Annotated in this window: 23 protein-coding genes and 1 pseudogene; 22 read left to right on the top strand and 2 right to left on the bottom strand. The window is 45.1% G+C overall.

Annotation, left to right across the window (positions count from 1 at the left end):
- Positions 1-21: 21 nt before the first annotated feature.
- From ACU0NF_RS07375 to ACU0NF_RS07270, 22 genes and pseudogenes are all read left to right on the top strand, one after another.
- Positions 22-843, top strand: a complete 822-nt coding sequence (locus tag ACU0NF_RS07375) for a 3'-5' exonuclease (RefSeq protein WP_171538934.1) — start codon at positions 22-24, stop codon at positions 841-843.
- Positions 844-849: 6 nt separating this feature from the next.
- Entirely contained in the window at positions 850-2,253 is a 1,404-nt protein-coding gene (gene rlmD, locus ACU0NF_RS07370) for a 23S rRNA (uracil(1939)-C(5))-methyltransferase RlmD (RefSeq protein ID WP_445660656.1), read from the top strand.
- A 17-nt stretch (positions 2,254-2,270) separates the two neighbouring features.
- Positions 2,271-4,577, top strand: coding sequence for a RelA/SpoT family protein (locus ACU0NF_RS07365; protein WP_131383251.1), 2,307 nt, complete (start codon positions 2,271-2,273; stop codon positions 4,575-4,577).
- Positions 4,578-4,814: 237 nt separating this feature from the next.
- Positions 4,815-5,453, top strand: a complete 639-nt coding sequence (locus ACU0NF_RS07360) for a beta-ketoacyl synthase chain length factor (protein WP_445660655.1) — start codon at positions 4,815-4,817, stop codon at positions 5,451-5,453.
- Positions 5,447-6,260 (top strand): annotated as a pseudogene (locus tag ACU0NF_RS07355) (lysophospholipid acyltransferase family protein). The gene ACU0NF_RS07360 and the pseudogene ACU0NF_RS07355 overlap by 7 nt, the downstream one beginning before the upstream one ends.
- Complete coding sequence (locus ACU0NF_RS07350) at positions 6,244-6,504, top strand: phosphopantetheine-binding protein (RefSeq protein WP_445660654.1); 261 nt, start codon at positions 6,244-6,246, stop codon at positions 6,502-6,504. Before ACU0NF_RS07355 ends, ACU0NF_RS07350 begins: the two are co-directional and overlap by 17 nt.
- A gap of 8 nt (positions 6,505-6,512) precedes the next feature.
- Positions 6,513-6,761 carry an acyl carrier protein gene (locus ACU0NF_RS07345; RefSeq protein WP_445660653.1) on the top strand — a complete coding sequence of 83 codons (249 nt, stop codon included), beginning with the start codon at positions 6,513-6,515 and terminating at the stop codon, positions 6,759-6,761.
- Positions 6,758-7,312 (top strand): septation protein IspZ, encoded by a 555-nt coding sequence (locus tag ACU0NF_RS07340; protein WP_445660652.1) that lies wholly within the window; start codon positions 6,758-6,760, stop codon positions 7,310-7,312. The genes ACU0NF_RS07345 and ACU0NF_RS07340 overlap by 4 nt, the downstream gene beginning before the upstream one ends.
- Positions 7,313-7,324: 12 nt before the next feature.
- Positions 7,325-8,995: an AMP-binding protein gene (locus ACU0NF_RS07335; protein WP_445660651.1), complete on the top strand. Its 1,671-nt coding sequence runs from the start codon at positions 7,325-7,327 to the stop codon at positions 8,993-8,995.
- Between the two features lie 13 nt (positions 8,996-9,008).
- A complete protein-coding gene (locus tag ACU0NF_RS07330; RefSeq protein WP_445660650.1) occupies positions 9,009-9,743 on the top strand; it encodes a glycosyltransferase family 2 protein in 735 nt (244 codons plus the stop codon).
- 54 nt (positions 9,744-9,797) lie between these two features.
- Positions 9,798-10,676, top strand: a complete 879-nt coding sequence (locus ACU0NF_RS07325; protein WP_445660681.1) for an LpxL/LpxP family acyltransferase — start codon at positions 9,798-9,800, stop codon at positions 10,674-10,676.
- Positions 10,676-12,208 (top strand): HAL/PAL/TAL family ammonia-lyase, encoded by a 1,533-nt coding sequence (locus ACU0NF_RS07320; protein WP_445660649.1) that lies wholly within the window; start codon positions 10,676-10,678, stop codon positions 12,206-12,208. The genes ACU0NF_RS07325 and ACU0NF_RS07320 overlap by 1 nt, the downstream gene beginning before the upstream one ends.
- A gap of 19 nt (positions 12,209-12,227) precedes the next feature.
- Positions 12,228-12,647, top strand: a complete 420-nt coding sequence (locus tag ACU0NF_RS07315) for an acyl-CoA thioesterase (RefSeq protein WP_445660648.1) — start codon at positions 12,228-12,230, stop codon at positions 12,645-12,647.
- A gap of 69 nt (positions 12,648-12,716) precedes the next feature.
- Positions 12,717-13,301 carry a LolA family protein gene (locus ACU0NF_RS07310; protein WP_445660680.1) on the top strand — a complete coding sequence of 195 codons (585 nt, stop codon included), beginning with the start codon at positions 12,717-12,719 and terminating at the stop codon, positions 13,299-13,301.
- Positions 13,276-15,600 carry an MMPL family transporter gene (locus ACU0NF_RS07305; protein ID WP_445660647.1) on the top strand — a complete coding sequence of 775 codons (2,325 nt, stop codon included), beginning with the start codon at positions 13,276-13,278 and terminating at the stop codon, positions 15,598-15,600. Before ACU0NF_RS07310 ends, ACU0NF_RS07305 begins: the two co-directional genes overlap by 26 nt.
- 19 nt (positions 15,601-15,619) lie before the next feature.
- Complete coding sequence (locus ACU0NF_RS07300) at positions 15,620-16,918, top strand: NAD(P)/FAD-dependent oxidoreductase (protein ID WP_445660646.1); 1,299 nt, start codon at positions 15,620-15,622, stop codon at positions 16,916-16,918.
- Position 16,919: 1 nt separating this feature from the next.
- The gene (locus ACU0NF_RS07295) at positions 16,920-17,486 is read left to right on the top strand and encodes a DUF3261 domain-containing protein (RefSeq protein WP_445660645.1); all 567 of its coding nucleotides are present in this window, start codon (positions 16,920-16,922) and stop codon (positions 17,484-17,486) included.
- 12 nt (positions 17,487-17,498) lie between these two features.
- A complete protein-coding gene (locus ACU0NF_RS07290; protein ID WP_445660644.1) occupies positions 17,499-18,698 on the top strand; it encodes a beta-ketoacyl-[acyl-carrier-protein] synthase family protein in 1,200 nt (399 codons plus the stop codon).
- On the top strand, positions 18,695-19,132 hold the full coding sequence (locus ACU0NF_RS07285) for an ApeP family dehydratase (protein WP_131317058.1): 438 nt from the start codon (positions 18,695-18,697) through the stop codon (positions 19,130-19,132). The genes ACU0NF_RS07290 and ACU0NF_RS07285 overlap by 4 nt, the downstream gene beginning before the upstream one ends.
- On the top strand, positions 19,129-19,854 hold the full coding sequence (locus tag ACU0NF_RS07280; RefSeq protein WP_445660643.1) for a 3-ketoacyl-ACP reductase FabG2: 726 nt from the start codon (positions 19,129-19,131) through the stop codon (positions 19,852-19,854). The genes ACU0NF_RS07285 and ACU0NF_RS07280 overlap by 4 nt, the downstream gene beginning before the upstream one ends.
- Positions 19,854-21,074: a beta-ketoacyl-ACP synthase gene (locus ACU0NF_RS07275; RefSeq protein WP_445660642.1), complete on the top strand. Its 1,221-nt coding sequence runs from the start codon at positions 19,854-19,856 to the stop codon at positions 21,072-21,074. Before ACU0NF_RS07280 ends, ACU0NF_RS07275 begins: the two co-directional genes overlap by 1 nt.
- Positions 21,075-21,096: 22 nt before the next feature.
- Positions 21,097-21,531 (top strand): excinuclease, encoded by a 435-nt coding sequence (locus ACU0NF_RS07270; RefSeq protein WP_131383235.1) that lies wholly within the window; start codon positions 21,097-21,099, stop codon positions 21,529-21,531.
- A 137-nt stretch (positions 21,532-21,668) separates the two neighbouring features.
- On the opposite strand, the gene secF is transcribed toward ACU0NF_RS07270, so the two are convergent.
- Both secF and secD read right to left on the bottom strand, forming a co-directional pair.
- Positions 21,669-22,640 (bottom strand): protein translocase subunit SecF, encoded by a 972-nt coding sequence (secF, locus tag ACU0NF_RS07265; RefSeq protein ID WP_131383234.1) that lies wholly within the window; start codon positions 22,638-22,640, stop codon positions 21,669-21,671.
- Between the two features lie 8 nt (positions 22,641-22,648).
- The gene (gene secD / locus ACU0NF_RS07260; protein WP_445660641.1) at positions 22,649-24,550 is read right to left on the bottom strand and encodes a protein translocase subunit SecD; all 1,902 of its coding nucleotides are present in this window, start codon (positions 24,548-24,550) and stop codon (positions 22,649-22,651) included.
- Positions 24,551-24,593 lie beyond the last annotated feature (43 nt).

The raw sequence follows: 24,593 nt of genomic DNA, 5'->3' as shown, positions 1-24,593 counted from the left end.
TCTCAATTTTTGTGAGTCAAGATGCGCTTACCTGTTTTAATTTTCGATATAGAAACCTTGACCGATTTAAAATCGGGAGCGCATTTGTATGGTCTGGATTTGCCGGAAGCAGATCTGGAACAGGCGTTGATTAAATTGCGTCGCCAAGAATCCGGCATGGACTTTCAGCGTCTGGCCTTGCATGAAATTGTCTGTATTTCCGGTTTATGGTTCGATGAGCAAGGCGGCATGAAAATGTTCTCGTTTAGCCGGGAGCAGAACACTGAAGCGGAAATTTTAAAGAAATTTCTCTCGATTTTTGACAAGCGTCATCCGACTTTGGTGAGCTGGAATGGCTCGCAATTTGATTTGCCTGTGATTCTATTCCGGGCCATGTATCATGGTTTATCTGCACCCAGTCTATTCGACCAGGGCGAAATTGATCAGCAAAAGCGTTATAATAACTACCAGAATCGTTATCACCATCGTCATGTCGATTTGATGGATGTGATCGCGATGTTCAATGGCCGCCAATTTCAGAAGCTGGATGATGTCGCCCATTTACTCGGTTATCCGGGCAAGCGTGGTGATGGCGCCTATCATGTGCCTGAATATGTACGTCAGCAAGAATGGCAAAAACTCACCAGTTATTGCGAAGGCGATGTCATCAATACCTGGCTGATTTACCTGCGCTGGTCATTGTTAAAAGGTCAGCTTTTACTCAATGATTATCGTGATGCAGTTCAGTGCACCATCCAGTTTTTATCGACTCAACCTCAACATGCAGATTTTCTGGCAGTATGGCGTGAAACCTCACAGCGTACTGAATTTACAGCTGCAGATTTTATCTCTCCCACACTCTAGGTATTCATGAAACATAGAACCAAGCCACGTCCAGCTCAACAGCCGATTTACACTTTTCAGGTTGAGGCACTTTCACACGAAGGACGCGGGATAGCGCACTATGGAACACATCCTGATCACCCAAGTGACAAGCAAGGCAAAAAAGTATTTATCAGTTATGCCTTGCCTGGTGAGACTGTAAAAGCACAAATTACCAATGTGGTAAAACGTTTGGAAGAAGCGGACAGTATTGAGCTGTTAAGCGCACCTGCTGCAACCCGTGTTGAACCGAAATGTCCCCATTTTACCGTGTGCGGCGGCTGTAATATGCAGCACATTCAGCAAGATGAGCAAATTCGCTTAAAACAAGAGGTTTTAAAGTCGCATTTAGAACATTTTGCCGGAATCCAGCCTGAACAATGGCTAGAACCATTACGCTCGCAACGTGAAGACTACCGTCGTAAAGCCCGGATTGGTGTACGCTATATTCCGGCGAAAGACAAACTGGTGGTGGGTTTCCGTGAACGCCAAAGTAACAAGCTGATTTCCATTGACCGCTGCATGGTGCTGGATCGTGAATTTGGATCGATCACTGCGCTGAAACAGTTACTCGAAAGTCTAAAAGCCAAAGCAGCCATTGGTCATGTAGAATTGGCCATGGGCGATGCAGATATTGCACTGGTGGTTCGTCATACTGAAAAATTATCAGCAGATGATGTCAACCAATTAAAACAGTTTACGTTAAACAAACAGTGGCAATTGTATTTGCAGCCTGCAGGCAGCGACAGTCTACACCGTGTGGATGATCCGAACGCGGCGATGCGTTTGCATTATGCTGTAGATGAATTTGATGTGAAATTCGGCTTTAATCCGCTTGATTTTACTCAGGTAAACTCTACGATTAATCCGCAAATGCTGAAGCTGGCATGTGATTTGCTTCAATTGCAGCAGGGCGAACGCGTACTCGACCTATTCTGTGGTTTAGGCAACTTTACTTTACCGTTGGCTCGTTGTGTTGGTGAAACAGGACAGGTGGTGGCTGTTGAAGGAAGTGAAGAAATGGTTCAGCGTGGCACAGAAAATGCTAAAAACAACGCGATGAGTCACGTACATTTTTATTCACAAGATTTAACAAAAGATTTTTCGCATCATTCTTGGGCAAAACAGGGATTTGATGCATTATTGATTGACCCTCCGCGCTCCGGTGCAGAGGAGGTAATGCATTATGTACCCAAATTTGGTGCAAAAAGAATCGTTTATGTGTCATGTAACCCTGCAACATTGGCACGCGATGCCGGTGTGTTGGTGAAACATGGCTATCGATTAAAAAAGGCGGGGGTGATGGATATGTTTACCCATACGGGACATGTCGAATCTATTGCCTTATTCGAAAAAGACAAAGAAATAAACGATTTAGAATATGATAAGTAAAGAGGTAGGAGAAGGGTATGGTCACAGTACGTGAACAACTTCCTGGACGTCTCAATGAGCTGTCTGAGGAAGCGACTGTAGAGCATGCCGAACAAGCTCGACACGATTTGGCGGAATGGCTAGATCGGGTTCGTGGCATATTAGATGACGCAGCGCTTAAACAACTCGAAGAAGTTGCTCATCTAACTTTACATAAAGAGTTGCAAACCACGGTTAATCATCGCTCCAATACCTTCTATACCGGTATTGAGATGGCGGATATTTTGGCGCACTTACATGTGGATGAAGATACTTTGTCCGCTGCAATGCTGTACCGAAGTGTGCGTGAAGGCGTCATGACGCTTGAAGAAGTTCATGAACATTTTGGCGAGCAAGTGCATAGTCTGGTCCAAGGGACCTTGGCGATGGGTAAGCTTTCTGAACTGATTGAAAAGAACAAACGTCTGGAAGACCATTTTAATAACAATCAAAGAGAACATTTAAGCGGCATTTATAAAATGCTGATTTCCGTGACCGAAGATGTGCGTGTGGTCTTGATCAAGCTGGCCGAGCGTACTTATGCCTTGCGGGAATTGACCCAGGCATCACGCGAGCGTCAGGAACGGGTTGCACGAGAAATTTTGACCATTTACTCACCTTTGGCGCACCGTTTGGGGATTGCCCAGCTGAAGTGGGAACTTGAAGATTTAGCATTTCGCTATTTGGCCCCGGAACGCTATAAAGAAATTGCATCCTTGCTGAACGAAAAACGTTTAGAGCGCGAGCAATATATTCAGTTTGTCATTGATAAGCTGAAGAATGAACTGGCAAGCTACAATATCGAAGCGGATATTACCGGACGGGTGAAACACATTTATTCGATTTATCGAAAAATGAAAAGTAAAAGCCTCAGTTTCGATCAGCTTTATGACATTCGAGCAGTTCGGGTATTGGTCAAGAACGTCCCTGAATGTTATCACTCACTGGGAATTGTGCATCAGATCTGGCGCCATATTCCGCATCAGTTTGATGATTACATTACCAACCCCAAAGCCAATGGTTACCGTTCATTGCATACTGCAGTGATTGCGGAGAACAAGTCGCTGGAAGTGCAAATCCGGACCAAGGATATGCATAATGAAGCAGAGCTTGGGGTATGTTCGCACTTCAATTATAAAGAAGGCGCAAAAAATACCGATCATTCTTTTAACCATCGTTTACATTCATTGCGTGCAGTACTTGAACATTATCAAGAACGTAATGATGCCAGCGCGCATAAATCAGAGGATGATTCCGAGAGTTTTGAACAAGTTCAGGATTTCGAAGGATTTGAAAAGATCTATGTGTTTAGCCGTGATGGGGATATTAAAGAATTACCGCGTGGCTCAACTGTTTTAGACTTTGCCTATCATGTGCATACTGAAGTGGGGAACAAGTGTTATGCAGCGCGGGTCAACCAGCGCTATGTGCCTTTAACCTATGCGTTAAAAACCGGCGAACAGGTTGAGATCTTAACCAAGAAAGATCGCGAGCCGAATCGTGACTGGTTAGTAAACTCGCTGGGTTATATCAAGACCTCGCGTGCACGCGACAAATTGCGTCACTGGTTTAGACAGCAAGACCGCAGTAAGAACCTGGAAGTGGGCCGTGAAATTCTGAATAAGGAACTTTCACGTTTGGCGATTCATCCCAAAAGCATTGATTTAAGTGATTATTGCAATCATTTCAATGTCAAATTGGGTGAGGATATTCTGATTGGTCTGGTGAATGGCGATATCAGCCTGCATGCCTTGATCAATCAGGTCAATCGTCATATGCACATCGGTCAGGATGAACCAGAATTGGTGCTCAAGCCGACATTAAATCCGCGTGCCAGCCATACCTTGTCTGCACATGGCATTTTAATTGACGGTTTGGACAACGTGGAATTGCATATTGCGCAATGTTGTCAACCGGTTCATGGGGAATCAATTGGTGGATATATCACGCTGAACCGCGGTGTAAGCATTCATAAAGTTGCCTGTCCTGATTATATCCGGATGATTTCTCAAGAACCCGAACGTGCTGTGGAAGCGGACTGGGAAATGCAGCCCACCCGTGGTCAAAGCGTACAGATTGTGGTGGAAGCTTATGATCGCCGTGGTCTGTTAAAAGACTTAACCCAAGTGATCTTTTCCGATCAAATCAATATTCGTCAGGTAAATACCATTTCTGAATCGGATGGTATTGCCAATATGAAGTTGTTAATTGAGGTGAAAGGTCTGGCACAATTATCACGTTTGCTGGCGCGTTTAGAGCAGCAACCGGGAATTATTAGTGCACGTCGCCTGGTGCAAGGTAGTTAATCCAAGCCTTTAAATTAGTACATAGAAACCAGCAACTTATGTTGCTGGTTTTTTTATGCAGGCAAGAATGACTTTAGCAGTTAGACTTTAAATGTATAAATAAATTAATAAAATACATTTATGTTGTTGAAAGTATAAAGGATATTTTTTTGTGTAATTTTTATCACAAATGCTATAATCCGGCGAATAAAATGGCTTCCGAGCTAAACAATTTTTAGGGTATGGAATAATTCGGCAATGATTCAAATAAATGTATCACAACTGTATAACAGTCGTGCCGATGAGACCGTGCCTGCCTTAGAACAGATTCCTGCCATGCAGCGCAGACGGTTATCCGGAATTGCAAAATTGGCTTTAAATAGTGCGATTCAATCGCTGAAATCAGAATCGGTGGATTATATTGTTTGGGCATCACAATATGGTGATGAACATAAAACGCTGAAAATTCTGGCAGATGTTCTACAAGATCAAACTCCATCGCCGACGCAATTTTCGACCTCTGTGCATAATGCCATTGCCGGGCTGTATTCGATTTTATGTCAGGATGCGACACCATCCACCAGTTTGGCAGCATCATGGAGTGAAGCACTGATTGAAGCCTATGCTTGGCTAAAAACTACACCAAAACCCAATGCACGAGTGTTGGTGGTTTATTACGATGAAGCTTTACCTGAAATTTATCAGGAATTTCAGCCATTCAGCGGTTTTGCCATGTCGGCCATCATTAGTTTAGAGACGCCAAATCTGCAACTGGATCTAAACGCATTAACCCATCATCGCCATAAATATTTAGATGCGCAAAACTTTTATAATTTTTGGCATTCCGTAGATCAGACGCAAGATCATCGTCATACTCAGGCATGGCAAAAATGTTAAAACGCGGTCAAATCAAACAAAAAGCCAACTACCTTTGGCGTGTGGGCGCAACCGGTTTTAGTTTTGCCAGTTTCGGCATGGGTGGGGTAATTATTGGTGGGCTGGTTGCACCTTTGGTCAATCTATCGACCCGGAATCCGGAGTTGCGTCAGCAGCGCACGCAAAAAGTCATTAAGCATAGTTTCAAGGGTTTTACCGAAATGATGGTCAAGCTTGGAATTATGACCTATGAGATTGAAGGTCTGGAAAAATTACAGCACAGCAGGCAGGAACTGGTCATTGCCAACCATCCAACCCTGGTTGATGTGGTGGTGCTGATTGGTTTGATGGAACAGGCCAACTGCGTGGTGAAACAAGCCTTGTGGTCAAATCCATTTACCAGAGGTCCCGTGCAAAGTGCCGGTTATATTTTAAATGCAGGGTCTAAACAGTTTATTCAGGACTGCGTTGCAAAATTAAAGACAGATCAGGCGGCATCCTTACTGATTTTTCCTGAAGGGACACGTACAGCAAAAGGCGAGGTACTGAATGAGTTTCAGCGCGGTGCTGCGAACATTGCGATTCGTGCCAGTGTGCCGATTCGCCCGGTTCTGATTACCTGTACACCTTCAACCTTAACCAAGAATGAAAAGTGGTATCACATTCCTTCACGCCCCTTTCATATTCACGTGAAAGTACTGGATGCCATTCACCTTGATGAGCTTTTAGATGATGTCACGGTCAGTCCGAAAAATGTGCGTCAGCTGAACCATCAATTACACCAGTTTTTTAACCAAGAGTTATCTGAAAAATGAGCAATCTTGCTGATGAATTAAAGCAAATGATTATTGATGTACTGGCCCTTGAGGACATCAGCATAGATGATATTGAAACCGAAGCCCCTTTATTTGGTGAAGGCTTGGGTTTAGATTCCATTGATGCCTTGGAACTTGGCTTGGCGCTAAAAAAACGTTACAACATTCACTTGAATGCTGAATCGGCAGAAACCAAGCAACATTTTAAATCAATTCAAAGTCTGGTGGCTTTGGTTGAAGCACAGCAAAAGGCATAAGAGGTTGTATGTTAACTCAGGACCAAGTACTTGAAAAATTAAGAGAATGGATGGAAGATCTGTTCGAGATTAGCCCTGACGATGTTCAGCTGAATGCGAATTTGGCGAATGATCTGGATGTGGACAGTATCGATGCAATTGACCTTGTCGTGAAAATTAAAGAGCTGACAGGTAAACAGGTGAATCCTGAAGACTTTAAAAATGTCCGCACAGTGCAGGATGTGGTGACTGTTATTCAGAACATGTCTGCTGCATGAAACTGATCTTCAAAGGGATAGTGGCAATTGGGTTAATGCTCTATCCCTTTTTAGTGGGTTATAGTCTGGCGCATGGGCAATATATCTGGGTCAGCAGTTTGCTGATTGTACTGGGTATCTTGCGCCTGTTTAGCAAGAGCAATGCCTTATTGTGGCCTTTAACCGGATTTGCCATTTTATGTGGCAGCTTGAGCCTGATTTTAAAAGATCATGCCTGGCTAAAACTGTATCCAGTTTTGATGAGTGTGGGTGCATTGATTATTTTTGCCTCGACTTTAATTCGTCCACCTTCGATGATTGAGCGTTTTGCCCGTCTGGCAGAACCAAATTTACCCGAAGCAGGAGTGATCTGGACCCGTAAAGTCACCCTAGTGTGGTGTGGTTTTTTTGTGCTGAATGCCCTGATTGCATTGGCGACCGTGTTGTTTGCTTCCATGCAGACTTGGGTGCTGTATAACGGGTTTATTTCCTATGTGCTGATGGGGCTATTATTACTGGGCGAATTTATCTTGCGTAAGCGACAGCAGCGCTTAAATCAACTTCAGGAATAAAAACAGAATATTATGTTGTGTCATTTTCAAAATCATCTCCATTCACTGAAACCTGTGTGCATTCAGCCTGATTTAAGCCAAATCCGCTTTCAGGATTTCTGGCAGGATGTGATACAACAAAGCCATGTAATCGAGTCACTTGCACAGGAAAGTTGGGCACTCTGGGAGCCTGACAGTTACCAGTTTTTAGTGCTGCTGTTTGCGGCACTGCTAGCCAAAAAACAGGTACTGTTACCTCCGCACCGGGTCAGTGATTTAGAAAAAGAACTGGCTGAACAGAACATTTATTTCTTACAACGTCAGCCGATATCATCGCCACAAAATCAAAGCATTGAACTGAATCTGGATGATGCCTTTTTAAATCAGGCACAAATTTATTTTTACACTTCCGGTTCAACCGGTCAGCCGAAGAAAATCCCGCGGACCTTGCGTCAACTGCTGAATGAAGTGCAGGGGCTGGATGCCAGTTTTCAGTTGCCTGAAAAGGCCATTGCCATTGCTACAGTGAGCCATCAGCACATTTATGGTTTGCTGTTTAAGTTGCTCTGGCCACTGGCAAGCGGTCGCTGTTTTTATCAGACACAGCTGGCCTTTCCTGAAGATGTAGCCGATATCCAAAGAAAATTAGCCGCTTTCAAGATAAATAATTATGTGATTTCCAGTCCGGCACTGTTAAAACGCTGGACTCGGGATGTGCTGTTGCAAGACTGCTTAACCGTGTATTCATCCGGTGGAAAACTGGAATCTGGTGTGCGTCCTTATTTAAACACACCCATTACTGAAGTATTTGGCAGTTCGGAAACCGGTGGCATCGCGCATCGAAAGCAAGATGATGCTTTATGGACTCCATTTGCCAATGTCGATATTCAGGCAGCTGAGCAGCAGGAACTTCAGGTGAGAACCAATCATGCTTTTAGTGAAGACTGGATTTTTACTGGCGATAAGGTTGAAGTGATTGAACCCGGCAATTTAAAAAGTTCCTTCCGTTTGTTGGGACGCTTGGATAGGATTGTCAAACTGGAAGAAAAACGCTTAAGTCTGGATGCCATCGAGCAGAAAATTGTTGAGCTGGATGACATGGTGCAATGCCATGTGCTGATTCTGGAACGGGAACATCGCCAGATTTTGGCCTGTGTTGCGGTATTGTCGGAGCAGGCCAGACAACAGCTGCAAAATACCAATAAAGCACACTATGTTGCAGCCATAAAAGCTCAGTTGAAAGCCAAACTGGAAAGCATCGCCATTCCAAGACAGTGGCGTTTTTTGACACAATTACCGCAAAATGCCCAATCTAAGCTGAATAAACAATACATGAAATCCTTATTTCAACCTATGTTATTGCCTATTGTATTGCAGCAACAGAATGAGCCAGATCAGGCACTTTATCGTCTAGAGTTTTCTTGCGAACTGGAATGCTTTAAAGGGCATTTTCCAGATTATCCAATTTTCCCCGGTGTGGGACAGATTGGATTTATTCAGCATTTTGCCCGTCAAAGCTGGGCAGAGCTTGAGTGGTGTAATGGTTTTGAACAGCTCAAGTTTCAAGATCTCATCCGACCTTATATGGTACTGCAACTGAAATTGTCGAGAAAACTGCATAAAGTGAGTTTTGTATTAAGTCATGCAGATCAGACACTGGCATCTGGACGTTTGTTGTTTAGAACACAAACTGAACAGGCTTAGAAGGGGGATGTATATGCAGCATTGTTTTGTGATTCCAGTTTATAACCATCCGCATTATATTGAGGCTTTGGTCACTCATCTGGATCAGTTTCAGATGCCGATCATTCTGGTCAATGATGGCAGTGATGCTGCATGTACAGCACTTTTACATGATATTGCAGCACAACATCCATGGGTGGAGCTGGTTGAGCATAGCCATAATCAGGGCAAAGGGCAGGCGGTGATTAGCGGTTTGCGTCATGCACATGAACTAGGTTTCAGTCATGCCTTGCAGCTCGATTCTGACGGTCAGCATGACTGGCAAGATGTGGCAAAGTTTTTGCAAATATCTCAACAAAAACCGCAAGCGATGGTCATCGGCCAGCCGATTTTTGATGAATCGGTTCCCAAAAAACGTTTATACGGCCGTTATGCCACCCATATCTGGGTGTGGATCAACAGCCTGTCTTTTGAGATTAAGGATAGCATGTGCGGTTTTCGGGTTTATCCTCTAGCCAAGACCATTCAAGTACTAGATTCTGCAAAATTTCAGCCCCGTATGGGCTTCGATAGCGAAATTTTAGTCCGTTTGAAATGGGCCAATGTGCCTTTTATCAATGTGCCGACCAAAGTGATTTATCCTGCAGATGGTATTTCGCATTTCAATGTATGGCGTGACAATCTGGGGATGAGTCAGGCGCATGTACGCCTGTTTGGCGGTATGTTGCTGCGCTTGCCCAAATTGCTGGCACAGAAAGTGAAAGGTTGAGTTGTGGCTGAGCTGAATTCAAGCAAATGGAGTGATATTCAGGAACGTGGCAGCATGACCTCACTGACGCTCATGCTGGCTTTCTATCGTCTTGGCGGTCGCTGGCTGTGCCGTGTATTGATGTATTTTATTATTTTATGGTTCTGGATTTTTTCAGTCACTGCACGGCAGGCCTCACAACGCTATTTAACCCGCTTGCATCATTTTGCAGGCACTGATTCGCCGTTTAAAACCACACCGGGTTTAAGTCATAGCTATTTGCATTTGATGCAGTTTGGTGAATGTATTCTGGATAAAATTGAAGGCTGGCTAGGGAAAATTCCCGAGCAGCAACTGGTTTTACATGGTCATGAACATTTCCGTCAGCATTATCAAAAAGGCGCGGTGATTGTGGTGTCGCATTTCGGCAATATTGAATTGCTGCGGGCGATTAAATCGGGACATCCACAAAAAATTAATGTGTTGGTCTATCAAAAACATGCCACCAAATTTAACCAGTTCCTGAAAAAACTGAATGATCATGCCGATGTCAATCTGGTTTCGGTCGATGAATTAGGGATTGAAACTGCCTTGATTTTGCAGGACAAATTGGATCAGGGTGAATGGGTTATTGTTGCGGCAGACCGCGTACCTGTGCAATCGGATCGCGTACAGCCAATTTCATTTTTAGGTGAACAGGCCAACTGGCCGCAAGGGGCCTGGATTTTAGCCAACCTGTTAAAAGTGCCGGTATTGGCCGTGTTTTGTTATCGAGTTGATCATCAATTTGAAGTACATATTCACTCCATTGCGGAAAAGCTGAATTTCCCTCGAAAAAACCGCATGCAAGCCATTCAAAACATCACAGGCCAATATGTCAGCTTACTAGAACGGCACTGTATTCGTGCGCCATATCAATGGTTTAATTTCTATAATTTTTGGAACAAAGATTAATGCAAGTGTTAGTTGTTGGGGAAACACCACTCTCGATTGAAGATGTGGTTGCTGTTGCACGTCAGGAAAAATCAGTGGCTTTGCCTGCCAGCACTGAATGGCGCGAGTTGATACAGCGCGGTGCAGATTTTCTGGATCAACTGTTGCAGGATGAAGGCGTAATTTATGGCGTAACCACCGGTTATGGCGATTCCTGTCTGGTAGAAATTCCCGCGCATCAGGTCAATGAACTGCCTTTGCATTTATCGCGTTTTCATGGCTGTGGTCTGGGGCAAAATCTGGATTTAATCACCGCACGTGCGGTGGTGGCGACACGTTTGTGTTCACTGGCTCGCGGCTATTCCGGCGTTTCACATGCGCTGCTGCAACGTCTGGTATGGATGTTAAATGAAAATGTGATTCCGGTGATTCCATCAGAAGGTTCAGTCGGGGCGAGTGGAGATTTAACCCCATTGTCCTATATTGCCGGTGCTTTGGTCGGTGAGCGTGATGTGTATTATCAGGGGCAGATTGTTCCAATCAGTCGTGTCTATGCAGAAAAAGGCATGCAGCCTTTGGTGATGCGTCCCAAAGAAGGACTGGCACTGATGAACGGTACAGCGGTGATGACCGCGATTGCCTGCCTGAACTATAAAAAAGCCGAACAGATCAGTTTGGCCAGCACCTGTATTACCGCGCTGAATGTTTTGGCTTTGGAAGGTAATCCAAGTCATTTTGATGAAGTACTGTTTGCGCAAAAGCCGCATCCGGGGCAGCAAAATATTGCCGCGCAATTGCGCGATTGGCTAAACAGTGAAGTGCAAACCGAGCATCAGAGTTCACGTTTACAAGACCGTTATTCGCTACGCTGTGCACCGCATATTATTGGCGTGTTTGAAGATTCTAAACCCTGGTTGCGCCAGTTCATTGAAAATGAATTGAACTCGAGTAATGACAATCCACTGATTGATCCAGTGAATTTACGCGTATTGCATGGTGGTCATTTCTATGGAGGACATATTGCCCAAGCCATGGACAGCCTGAAAATCATGGTTGCCAATATTGCCGATTTAATGGATCGTCAACTGGCACAACTGGTTGACTATAAAATGAATAATGGCTTGCCACGGAATCTGACAGGTGCCACAGCAGAACGTTTGCCGCTGAATCATGGCTTTAAGGCAGTACAGATTGGCGTGTCGGCATGGACGGCAGAAGCCTTGAAACAAACCCTTTCGGCTTCGATTTTCTCACGCTCAACCGAATGCCATAATCAGGACAAGGTCAGCATGGGCACTATTGCTGCACGTGATGCCAGCCGTGTAATTGTACTGACCGAACAGGTGATTGCTGCACTGTGTTGTGCCAGTGTCCAAGCCATTCACTTAAAAGGTCTGGATGGCAAACTGGCTGAAGTGTTGGCTGCATTTAAGACTTGGGTGTTGCAAACATTTGACTACGTGGTTGAAGACCGTCCATTGCAGCACGAGTTGCAGCAACTGGTGGATCGTTTGGAAAATCTGGAATTATTGAACAGTCAACTTGTTCGCTAAACGTGATGGGATACACACTATGCATGCCGATGTGATGATTGAAGTGCCATTTCATGATGTGGATACCATGGACGTGGTCTGGCATGGGCATTATCTAAAGTATTTTGAAATTGCACGCTGCAAGTTGCTGGACCAGTTTCAGTATAACTATAAACAGATGCGTGATTCCGGCTATGCATGGCCTGTGATTGAAAGCCACGTGCGTTATGCACATGGCATCCTGTTTCAACAAAAAATTCGGGTGCGTGCCATTTTAAAAGAATGGGAAAATCGCCTGAAAATTGAATATCAAATTTTTGATGCGGAAACTGGTAAAAGGCTGACCAAAGGCTATACCACCCAAGTGGCGGTACATATTGCAAGCCGTGAAATGTGTTTCCAGTCACCGCAAATTTTATTGCAGCGTTTAAACGCTTGGTCTGAGTTTAAGTCGGAGTAAAGCAAGATGACATATTTCAATCTACAACGTGCAGCAGGATTATTAATGGCAGGGCTGTTGTCTCTGCTAATGTTGCTGTCGCAAGCGGTGCATGCGCAAAATCCGCAGCTCAGACAAATTTTTGGACAGCTTTCCGAAACTCCAACGGTACGGGCCAATTTTGAACAGCAAAAAAAGCTAGCGTCAATGAATAAAACCTTTGTCTCTAAAGGCACGGTTTTATTTTCCAAATCGCAGGGCGTAATCTGGAAAATTCAAAATCCGGTCAAAGCCGAGCTGATTGTGACCCCACGTAAACTGGTGCAAAAAACCCAGCGCACGCATAGTCAGATTGAAATTAATAAATCACCCTATGGTTCGGTGGCAACCATGTTCTTGCAGCTGATGTCGGGTAATGAAGCGGCAATTGCCAAAAACTTCAATATTGTTTCTGCCAGTTATTCGCCTGCACAGTGGAATGTGACCTTAACCCCGAAAAGCAGTTTATTTAAAAAATTATTTGTCCGGGTCGATGCACAAGGGCAGCGTTATGTTGACCGTATTGTGATTCGCGAGAAAGCCAATAACAGCACCACCATTCGCTTTAGCCAGCAAACCACTCAACCCCAAACTTTAACGGCTGAGGAAAATGCGCTTTTCCAACTGGCAAAATAAATTTACCGCGCTTTGGCTGATTGTACTCAGCGTGATTGCCATCGCGCTGGGTACGGCATGGCTGAAAAAAGATATTCATATTCAAACCAATATCTTTGCCTTATTGCCGGAAGCCCATCATGATCCACGGCTGGAACGGGCGCAGCAATATGTCAGTCAGCAGCTGAATGACAAAGTCTTTGTGGTGCTAAATGCCAAAGATGATGTCGCTTTAGACAAAGCCACCAGCACCTTTAAACAAAGTATGGCTGCAACGGATTTATGGCAACCGCTACATGCACAGCTGGATAGTGAAAAATTTGCCCAGGTGTTATATCAGCATCGTGCCGGTCTGCTGACCTCAGCTGATCAAAAACTGCTGGAAAAACAAGATTATGCCTCCCTGACAGACCAAGGTTTATTACAAATCATGAGTCCGGGTATGCCGGTCACTGCAGAGCTGTTACAACAAGATCCGCTATTATTGTTTCCGCGTTATGCCATGGGCTTATCCAGTTTACAGAGCAATGCTGATATTGCGTTGGAAGATGGCTTTGCCACCATTCGAGATGATCAAGGTATTTCACGTTTATTGGTTTTAGAGCTGAAAAACAGTCCGTATAATATTGATTATCAGGAAAAAACATCAGCATGGATTGAGCAGATCAATGCAAAACTGAAACAGATGCGGGTTGAGCCGCACTGGACCGGCACCTTGCTGTTTGCCCAGTTCGGCACCACCTCGGCGGAAAAAGAGATTTCTACTATTGGGGTGGGTTCTAGCATCGGGATTTTCCTGTTGGTACTGTTTGGTTTTCGCTCGGTTCGTCCGATGCTGACTGAAATGATTGCTGTCGGTACCGGATGTCTGGTGGCCTTTGCCATCACCCATTGGGTATTTGGTGAAATTCACCTGATGACTTTGGTGTTTGGTGCCAGTCTGGTCGGGGTCTGTGTCGATTTCTCTTTTTACTTTATGGCGATGCAATCGCAGCATCGATATCTCAATGGTTTTGCCGTATTAAAGCCATTATTGCCCAGCCTGTTTATGGGCCTGATGACCACATTGGTCGCTTATATCTTCTTGAGTTTTACCCCATTTCCGGGCTTTAGGCAGATTGCTGTTTTCTCGATGGTCGGTCTGGCTGCAGCCTGGATCACCAGCATTTTATTGTTGCCACGTTTGCCGCCTTTAAATGCCGAACCAGCGATTCGCCGCTTAAGTTTTATTGGCAAAGCACGCAGCTTTGTGCAAGCCAAAAACAGTCTGTGTTACGGCTTGATTGCAGTGATTGCTGTGGTCGCGGGCGGCAGCTTAATGTTGCTGCAAAGCAATGATGATATCCGTAATTTACAAAGTATGGATCAGAAGCTGAAGCAGGAAGATCAGTATGTACGTGAACGCTTTATGCAGCAACAAAGCAGTGAATACTTTGTGGTACATGGCGACACAGCGCAGGAGCTTGAAAAAAATGAACAGCAATTGCTGCAAAAACTGCAAATCTTACAACGTGAAGGGGCTTTAGAGACCGTTCAGGCTTTAGGACAGTGGCTGCCATCGTTAGCGCAACAACAGCACAATATTCAGTTATTGCAGGCGATTCCTGCCAGTGCCTTACAGGATTATGCAGCAGCATTGCAGCTGAATCCGGCAGAGGTGTTAGCTTGGCAAAAGCAACTCGCACAGCAACCATTACTTAGTCCTGCTGAAATGGCCCAGCATCCCTTGGCCTTTTTGCAAATGAGTCCAACCGAGCGTCTGGTGCTGTTGCAAAATGTCCATAATGTTGCCGCTTTGGAACAACTGAATAGTTCGCAGGTACAACTGTTACGTCCGGTGAATCAGTTGTCTGAACTGTTTCAGCAGCACCGTATTCAGGCGCAGTGGTTATTGCTTTCGGCTTTAATTACCTTGGCTATTGGCTTGGGCATTATTTATGGGATCAAGTCAGTTTTGCCTTTGGTGCTACCGGTAAGTCTGGCGTTGATGACTACCTTTGCAATTCAGGCTTGGCTGGGTGTTGAAATCAATTTATTCAGCATTATGGGCACTTTCCTGATTATCGGGATTGGGGTGGACTATGCCATTTTCTACCGGCATGGACATGATCATCCGCAAGTGGTGGGCATGGCCTTATTCCTATGTATGATGTCGACCTTGCTGGGTTTCGGGTTATTATCGTTTAGCCATACCTATGCGATTCACTGCTTTGGCTTGACGGTTTTACTTGGAGTGATTTTTTCATTTATTTACGCAACATTGTTTACATCTTCCGATACCAAACATGTTGTGCTTCAACAATATCAGTCAAAGAACTGAGAAATTAAGGTACAGTGCAATGAGCACCATGCAACACACAGATGTATTGATTATCGGCGCGGGGCCATCAGGCAGTTCGGCAGCAGCATTGTTGCGTCAAAAGGGCTATCGGGTGACGATTATTGAAAAACAATATTTCCCACGTTTTTCGATTGGTGAGTCATTATTGCCACAATCCATGGTTTTCTTGGAAGAAGCAGGGCTGCTGGATACGGTACATGAGCATGTTGGCGAGTTTGCCTTTCAGTTTAAAAATGGCGCGGCGTTCTTAAGAGGCAAGCAGCGCAGTTTTTATGACTTTACCCAGAAGTTTAGCGAAGGTCCAGGCACCACCTGGCAGGTTCGCCGTGCCAACTTTGACCATTTACTGGCAGAGCAAGCTGAAAAACAGGGTGCAGAAATTCGTTTTGGGCATGAAGTGATTGATGTCGATGTTGTCTCAGATCAGCCCATTTTGACGGTAAAAGATGAGCAGCAAAATGTGTATCAGATTCAGGCTAAATTTTTACTCGATGCCAGTGGTTTTGGCCGAATCTTGCCGAAGTTCTTAGACCTGGAAAGCCCCTCCAACTTTCCGGTACGTCGTGCCGTGTTTAGCCATATTGAAGACGGCATTTTAGATGATCCCGATTTTGACCGTGAAAAAGTCCTGATTACCGTGCACGCTAAAGACCATCGCGCTTGGTATTGGGTGATTCCATTTGCCGACGGCCGTTCATCTTTTGGTGTGGTGGCAGAGCAAGACTTCTTTGCACAATATGGCTTTGATGGCAGTGCTGATCATGATCTGGCAGCCTTGTTTAAACGGATTCTGGCCGATGACGAAAGCCTGTCGCATGTCTTGCGCAATGCCAAATTTGATACGCCAGTCCGCACTTTAGTGGGCTATTCTGCCAATGTGAAACATTTGGCGGACCGTAATTATGCGCTCTTGGGCAATGCCGGTGAATTCCTCGACCCGGTATTTTCATCAGGTGTCACCATTGCCTTGAAGTCTTCAAGCCTGGCGATTCCTTTGGTGGATCAGGTGCTGCAAGGGCAACAGGTCAACTGGATGGAACAGTATGAAAAGCCGTTACGTGCTGGCATTCAAGTGTTCCGTGCCTATGTGGAATCTTGGTATGACGGTGAATTTCAGGATGTGGTGTTCTCGAAAAATCAGGATGAAAAAATTCGTCGTATGGTGTCATCACTGCTGGCCGGTTATGCCTGGGATACCACGAATCCGATTCATAAAAATGCCAAAAAACGCTTAAGCACCTTGGCTGAATATTGCCGCGATCCACAGCAAACTGAAACCCAAAGCAATGGTGGCTAATATGCAACTGAAATGGACTGCAATGTTACTCGCTGGTGTCCTGCTCTGTAGCGGCTGCCAATCGATGCTGCCCAAAGCACAAGGTCTGGCAACTGCAACCTGGGCTGCACAGAATTATCAGCGTCAGGATCAGCTTGAAGTTCAGTGGAAAGAGCAGAGTTTTAGTTTTCTACTGTATCAGCAACAGCAAGGTTCAAGACTGGAGATGCTGGCTTTAACCCTGACTGGGCAGCAATTATTCAAGCTGAGTTTTGATGGTCATAAAGTCCATGTCGAACAGCGGATCGAGCAAATGAAGCTGTTGCCATTTGAATTTGTGGTGCGCGATATTTTATATGCAACTTATCCGAATTTTGCCCAGTTGCAGCAGCAGAATGTTCGCATTGAAAAATCTGCTCAGGCACAGTCGGTTTTTATCAATCAGCAGCATGTATTAAACATCAAACATGAAAATGATGTGATTGAATTGGATAATCTGCAAGTGCCTTATCAAATGGTCATCAGTCGCATCAATGATGGCTTGGAAAACACTGAGGTAGAAAGCAGCGATGTGGAAAGCACTGAATAAGAGGCGATGATGATGGGTGATCCAATCAGTACACAACATCCTGCAGTCGGGATTCAGTTCAGCGTGGGTTTATCCGCACTCGGGAATACCGCTGAACAGATCAAACAGGCGTTGACCACAGAGCAAAATACTTTGAGCCTGGTTTCAGGATTTATCCCGGAAAAGCAGGTCTGGGTAGGCGCCTATCAGCAGCCCTTAATCGAATCTATTCCAGCATTTTTGCAAGATGTCGATTCGCGTAATTTACGTTTTGCCTTAACCGCCTTAAGTTCAATTGAAACTGCTGTGCGCGACTATACGGCACAGTTTGATCGCAAACGTCTGGCGATTATTATGGGTACTTCGACCTCTGGTATTGCCGATAATGAAAAGCTGCTGAAACAGTATTTTGTTAATCAGGCTGAGGTTGAAGTCCAACACTGCAAACAGGAAATGGGCAGTTTAGCCAAAGCTTTGCAGAGGTATCTGGGGTGGGAAGGTCCGGCATACACCATTTCCACCGCCTGTTCTTCAAGTGCCAAAGCCATGGCGGCAGGACAGCGTTTGATTAATGCAGACCTAGCCGATGCGGTTCTGGTGGGTGGTGTGGATAGCTTGTGTCAGCTGACGTTAAATGGATTTAATAGCCTGGAAAGCCTGTCCAATGATCTTTGTCAGCCCTGTGGTGTGCAGCGTGACGGGATTAATATTGGTGAAGCTGCCGGGCTGTTTTTATTGTCCAAAGAGACCGCACCGGTGATGTTGATGGCGGCGGGTGAATCAATGGATGCCTGGCATATCTCTGCACCGCATCCAGAAGGCAAAGGCGCTGCGGCGGCGATGCAAAAGGCGCTGGATAGCGCAGGAATTACAACCAGTGATATTGGCTATTTGAATATGCATGGCACGGCAACGCCACAAAATGATGCCATGGAAATTAAAGCCGTTCAGACAGTATTCCAGCACTATGATGTGCCGATCAGCAGTACCAAGCATAAAACAGGGCATTGTCTGGGCGCAGCAGGTGCCATTGAAGCGGTGATTTGCCAGCAAATTTTAGCAGATCAGTCATGGTTGCCTCTGCACCAATCGGGTAGCATTGACCCAGAACTGGATGAGCAAAATTATGTACTGGATGCACAGTTGCAACAGCCGATCCAGTATGTGATGAGTAATTCATTTGCTTTTGGTGGCAGTAATATCAGTCTGATTTTTGGAACAACACTGAAATGATGGATGCAGTACAGTTTATCCCGCATGAAAAGCCGATGGTCTTTGTGGATCATTTGATTGAAGCCAATGAACATTGTGCCATTGCTGAATTGGTGATTCGACCTGAACTGATGTTTTGTGAAGCTGAAGGTTTACCGACATGGACCAGTATTGAACTCATGGCACAGACCATCAGCGCCTATGCAGGCCATAAAGGTCAAATGCTCGGCTTGCCGCCAAAAATTGGTTTTTTATTGGGTACCCGTAAAATGCAGTTGCCTGTGCCTTATTTTGCTTTAGGGGAAACCGTACGGATTAAAGCGGAACAGGGCTATTTGCATGAAGGCTTGGGGCAGTTTAACTGTGAAATTGAGTATCGGGAACATCGTTTTAGTGCCATGTTGAGTGTGTTTGAACCGCCAGAAATTGAAAAAAATATTGGGAAGCCAGAGTGAGTAGAAGAATTTTAGTAACCGGTTCAAGCCGCGGAATTGGTAAAGCGGTAGCCTTGCAATTGGCGCAATCAGGTTTCGATGTCACTGTCCATGCACGATCCAGACAACAAGAAGCAGCGCAGGTGGTACAGGAAATTCAGGCTTTGGGTCAGTCCAGCCACGCGCTTTTATTTGATGTGAATGACCGCGAACATGTCATGCAATTGCTTGAACAGGATGTTGCAGAACATGGCGCATTTTATGGTGTGGTGCTAAATGCCGGTTTAACCCGAGATGCAGCCTTTCCGGCCTTAACCGACAATGACTGGGATGAAGTCATCTCTACATCTCTGGATGGTTTTTACAATGTCTTGAAGCCGCTGGTCATGCCGATGATTCGCCTGAAACAAGGCGGACGTATTGTCACCATGTCTTCTGTTTCAGGCTTGATGGGCAACCGTGGTCAGGTGAATTACAGTGCCGCAAAAGCCGGTTTAATTGGTGCGACCAAAGCTTTGGCGCTGGAACTGGCGAAACGAAAAATTACCGTGAACTGTGTGGCACCGGGTTTAATTGAAACCGAAATGGTCTCCGAAGAAGTCAAAGAACATGCCTTAAAGATGATTCCATTACAACGCATGGGACAGGTCGATGAAGTGGCGAAAGTGGTGAAATTTTTATGCAGTGATGATGCCAGTTATATCACGCGTCAGGTGATCTCTGTGAATGGGGGCTTGATTTGATGAAACGTGTTGTGGTCACAGGCATGTCCGGGATTACTTCTTTAGGTGAAACGGCAGATCAGATCTTCAGTAATTTTGAACAGGGCAAAAGTGGCATTCGCTATATGCCGGAATGGGAAGTCTATACCGACTTACGCAGTAAATTGGGTGGTCCGGTAGAATCCTATACCATCCCTAAACATTTTAACCGTAAAGTGACACGCGGCATGGGCCGAGTTGCCTTGATGTCAACGGTTTGTGCTGAAAAAGCCCTAGAAGATGCAGGCCTATTGAATGATCCCATCTTAAGCAGTGGTCAGACTGGCGTGGCATTTGGCTCATCGGCCGGTAGTGTCGATGCAATTGGCGAGTTTGGCAGCATGTTGCTTGACAACAACATGAACAGAATGAATGCGACCACCTATATTCGTATGATGTCGCATACCAGTGCGGTGAACATGACCGTGTATTTTGGCTTAAAAGGTTTAACTTTACCAACCTCCAGTGCCTGTACTTCGGGTTCAATGGCGATTGGTCAGGCCTATGAAGCGATTAAATACGGCAAGCAGACCGTGATGCTGGCAGGTGGTGCCGAGGAACTGAGTGCGGCAGGTTCAGCGGTGTTTGATGTATTGCTGGCCACCAGTGGTCAAAATGAACATCCGGAAAAAACACCGCGTCCATTCGATGCCAAACGTGATGGCCTGGTGGTGGGTGAAGGTGCAGGCTGTTTAATTTTAGAAGAATATGAACATGCCAAAGCGCGTGGTGCCAAAATTTATGCAGAAGTCATTGGTTATGGCAGCAATACCGATGGTCAGCATGTTACACGTCCAGATTCTGAAATGATGGGACGCTGTATGCAATGGGCATTGTCTGATGCGCAAATTGCGGCAGACCAGATTGACTACGTCAATGCACATGGTACATCGACCGATCAAGGCGATATTGCAGAAAGCCAGGCAACTGCCAAAATTTTGGGCAAGAAGCCGATCAGCTCGCTAAAAAGCTATTTCGGGCATACTTTAGGGGCTTGCGGTGCGATAGAAGCCTGGCTGAGTATTGAAATGATGCAGCGCAGCCAGTTTGTTCCCACATTAAATTTAGAAGAAATAGATCCGGCATGTGGCGATCTGGATTACATCGTGAATGATTCTAGAAAGGTCAATGCCGACATCATCATGAGCAATAATTTTGCTTTTGGAGGCATTAATACCTCCCTTATTTTTAAACGGGTTTAACTACAACAAGAGAGTGAAAATCATGTTAATGAAAAAATTAACACTTACAGCAGCATTGTGTTTTGGTGGGGTGGTTTCAGCTCAGGCTGCAGATACTGTACATAATCTGGATTTTAAAAGTGCCGTTGAACGTGCTGTTGCAGATGGAACCTTGGATGGTTCTGTGAAGTTCTATCTGGCGGGAACCAAGTCTGGCGGTAAAGTGATACAAAAAGATGCGGTGACCAATAAAAAAACCAATGGTTTTGCCAAATCTGCAGAAACAGCCTGTGATCACGTGTTACGTTCCGCATTAATTCAGTTGCAAAATACTGCAAAAGCGCAAGGGGCCAATTCTGTCACCAATATCGTCAGCTATTTCAAAGCGAATGAAGCTAAAAGCACCACGACCTATCAGTGCTTTAAAGGCATGGCAGTGGCAAGCGTTGCTTTAAAAGCGGATCTGGTTAAGTTCTAAGTTTAAGCAATGCCATTCAGCAATTGAACATAGCAAGATGGATGAATTTTCGATACCATTTTTGCTGCAGCATAAAAAAGCCCATCCGAAGATGGGCTTTTTTATGTCAATTTAAAGCTGATCTGGCTTTAAAGAAGTTATTTAGGAATTTCTTCTTCCTCAAATTCAGGTTTAACCTGAACAATGAAGTCTTGACGGTTCAGGCCGCGCCACAGGGCAAATGCAGTACCGATATAAATCGAAGAATAGGTACCGACAAATACACCAATAAACATCGCGATAGAGAACCAGTGTAAACCTTCACCACCGAGCAGCATCATGGCCACAACAACCAGCAATAAGGTTGCTGAGGTATGAATGGTACGGCGTAGGGTTTCTGTCAAAGAAATATCGATAATTTCACGCGGGCTTGCGCCACGGATCTTACGGAAGTTTTCACGGATACGATCCGATACCACGATGTTATCGTTGAGCGAGAAGCCTAAAAGTGCCAAGATGGCTGCCAGTACGGTTAAATCGAATGGCCATTGCATCATGGCAAAAACGCCCACGGTTACAAGCACGTCATGGAATAACGAAAGCACCGCACCTATAGCCAGCTTGAATTCGAAACGAATCGTAACGTAGACCAGCATTAATAATAATGCCAATCCAACAGCGCCCGCAGATCGAACATAAAGCTCATTTCCGACCTGACCACCCACCGAGTCCACTTTGTGAACTTCAGCAGCATTATTCGGCAATTGGGCCGCTTTGGTAATCGCGTTACTCAAGTCTTCCACTTCAAGCTCTTGAGGGGGCATACGCACCAAAAGGTCTTTGTTGCTACCGAGGGTTTGCACCACGGCATCTTTAAAACCGGCTTGGTTCAAAGCTTTAATGACTTCAGTCTGGTTGGCAGGTTGTGCATAGTTTAACTCTGCAGAAACACCGCCGGTAAAGTCTAAACCTAGGTTTAAGCCTTTGGTCACAATAAAGAAGATACTTGCAATAGTCAGGATGATGGAAAAAATTGCCGCTGGTTTGGCAATCTTCATAAACGGAATTATGCGTTCATCATCTGGGCGACCGTATTTTTTTGAATCAGGTTGAGTCATATCAGTCATCATAGATCTCCTTAAATGCTCAACTTCTTCAAGTTACGTTTTTTGCCATAAATGAGCTGTACGATTGCACGGGTCACTGTAATTGCAGTAAACATCGAGCAAATAATACCGATCATTAATGTTACGGCGAAGCCTTTAATAGGACCTGTGCCGATGGCAAAAAGAATAAACGCAACCAGGAACGTGGTTAAGTTGGAGTCAAAAATGGTGTTATAGGCTCGATCATAACCCGCGACAATCGCTTGTTTGGGCGAGGCTCCCCATTTCATCTCTTCCCTTATTCGCTCACAGATCAGTACGTTGGCATCGACCGCCATACCAATCGTGATCACGATACCCGCAATACCCGGTAAGGTCAGCGAAGCACCAATCCACGACATGACAGTCAGGATCATCGCCAGGTTGGCAATCAGGGCAAAGTTGGCAATCACACCGAATAAACGGAAGAACACCACCATCCAGATCGCAACCAGAATGAAACCGATTTGAGTCGATAACACACCTTTGTCAATATTTTCCTGACCCAGGCTTGGACCGACGACACGTTCTTCAACGAAGTACATAGGCGCAGCCAAAGCACCGGCACGAAGCATCAGCGCAAGTTCAGCCGCTTCTTGTGGTGAATCCAGACCGGTAATACGGAATTGTGAACCCAATACGGCTTGAATGGTTGCCGCATTAATCACGACAGATTCTGCATAAGGCGTACGCACTTCAGTTTGTGCACCGGTTACAGGATCGGGTACATAACTGATTTTTTGCTTGTTCTCAATGAACAGTACCGCCATGCGTTTACCTACCGCAGTACGTGTTGCATCAGACATCAGCTTGCCGCCAGCGCTGTCTAAAGTAATATTTACTTCAGCACCACCACTGTCTTGGCTAAAGCCACTGGATGCATTTTGTACACGTTCACCGGTAAGAATCCGGTTACGGTTAAGTAATAATTCACGGCCACTATCTAGCGATTCATAAGCAAAAACTTCTGTACCCGGGGGTAATGCCTGACCCGTCGATTTACCGCTATACGGATCGATATATTGGTCATTCAAATCAGAAACCAGACGGAACTCCAGGTTCGCTGTACGGCCCAAGACACGTTTTGCTTCAGCGGTGTCCTGAACACCCGGAAGTTCAACCACAATGCGGTTGCTACCCTGAGTTTGAACCAGTGCTTCCGCTACACCTAACTCGTTAATACGGTTACGTAAAGTGGTTAAGTTTTGATTCACTGCATAAGACTGAATTTCTTGCTTGCGTACATCGGTATAATTCAGACGTAAAGTTGAACCTGATTCAGATGCAATCGCTTGCTGAGTGAATTCATTACCATTACGACGCAAGAAGTCCATCACCGCATCACGGTCACTATTGTTGGCAAACTGCACAGTAATAGTGTTGTTATTTAACGCAAGGCTATTGAATTTCAGCTTGTTGTCACGCAGTTGACGGCGCAAATCAGTCGCAGATGTTTCCATACGCTGACTGATGGCCTTGTCCATATCCACTTCAAGCAAGAAGTGCACACCACCACGTAAATCCAGACCCAATTTCATTGGTTTTGCACCAATTTTTTGTAGCCATTCAGGAGTGGTTGGCGCAAGGTTCAATGCAACAACATAATTATCGCCAAGTCCACGGCGCAATACTTCTTTGGCTTTTAACTGTGCTTCAGAAGAATCGAGACGCAAAAGGGCAGCATTATTGCTAAAGCTGTTGTCATGGCTTGGAATTTTTTCACTTTCTAATAATTGCTCTGCTTTTTGTACGATGCTTTGATCAATCTGGGTACCGGCTTTGGCACCCGAAATTTGAACAGCAGGTTCATCGGGATACAAACTAGGCAGGGCATATAATGTACTAACCATCAAAACTACGATGATCAGCAGATATTTCCATGCTGGGTAACGCATTTATTTTCTTCTTAAAATGAAAAAGTCGTGCGAGGGCACGACT

This window comes from Acinetobacter sp. F16 (assembly GCF_052712855.1).
The sequence above is the reverse complement of the archived record's forward strand: the minus strand, read 5'-3'. Positions and strand labels throughout refer to the sequence as shown.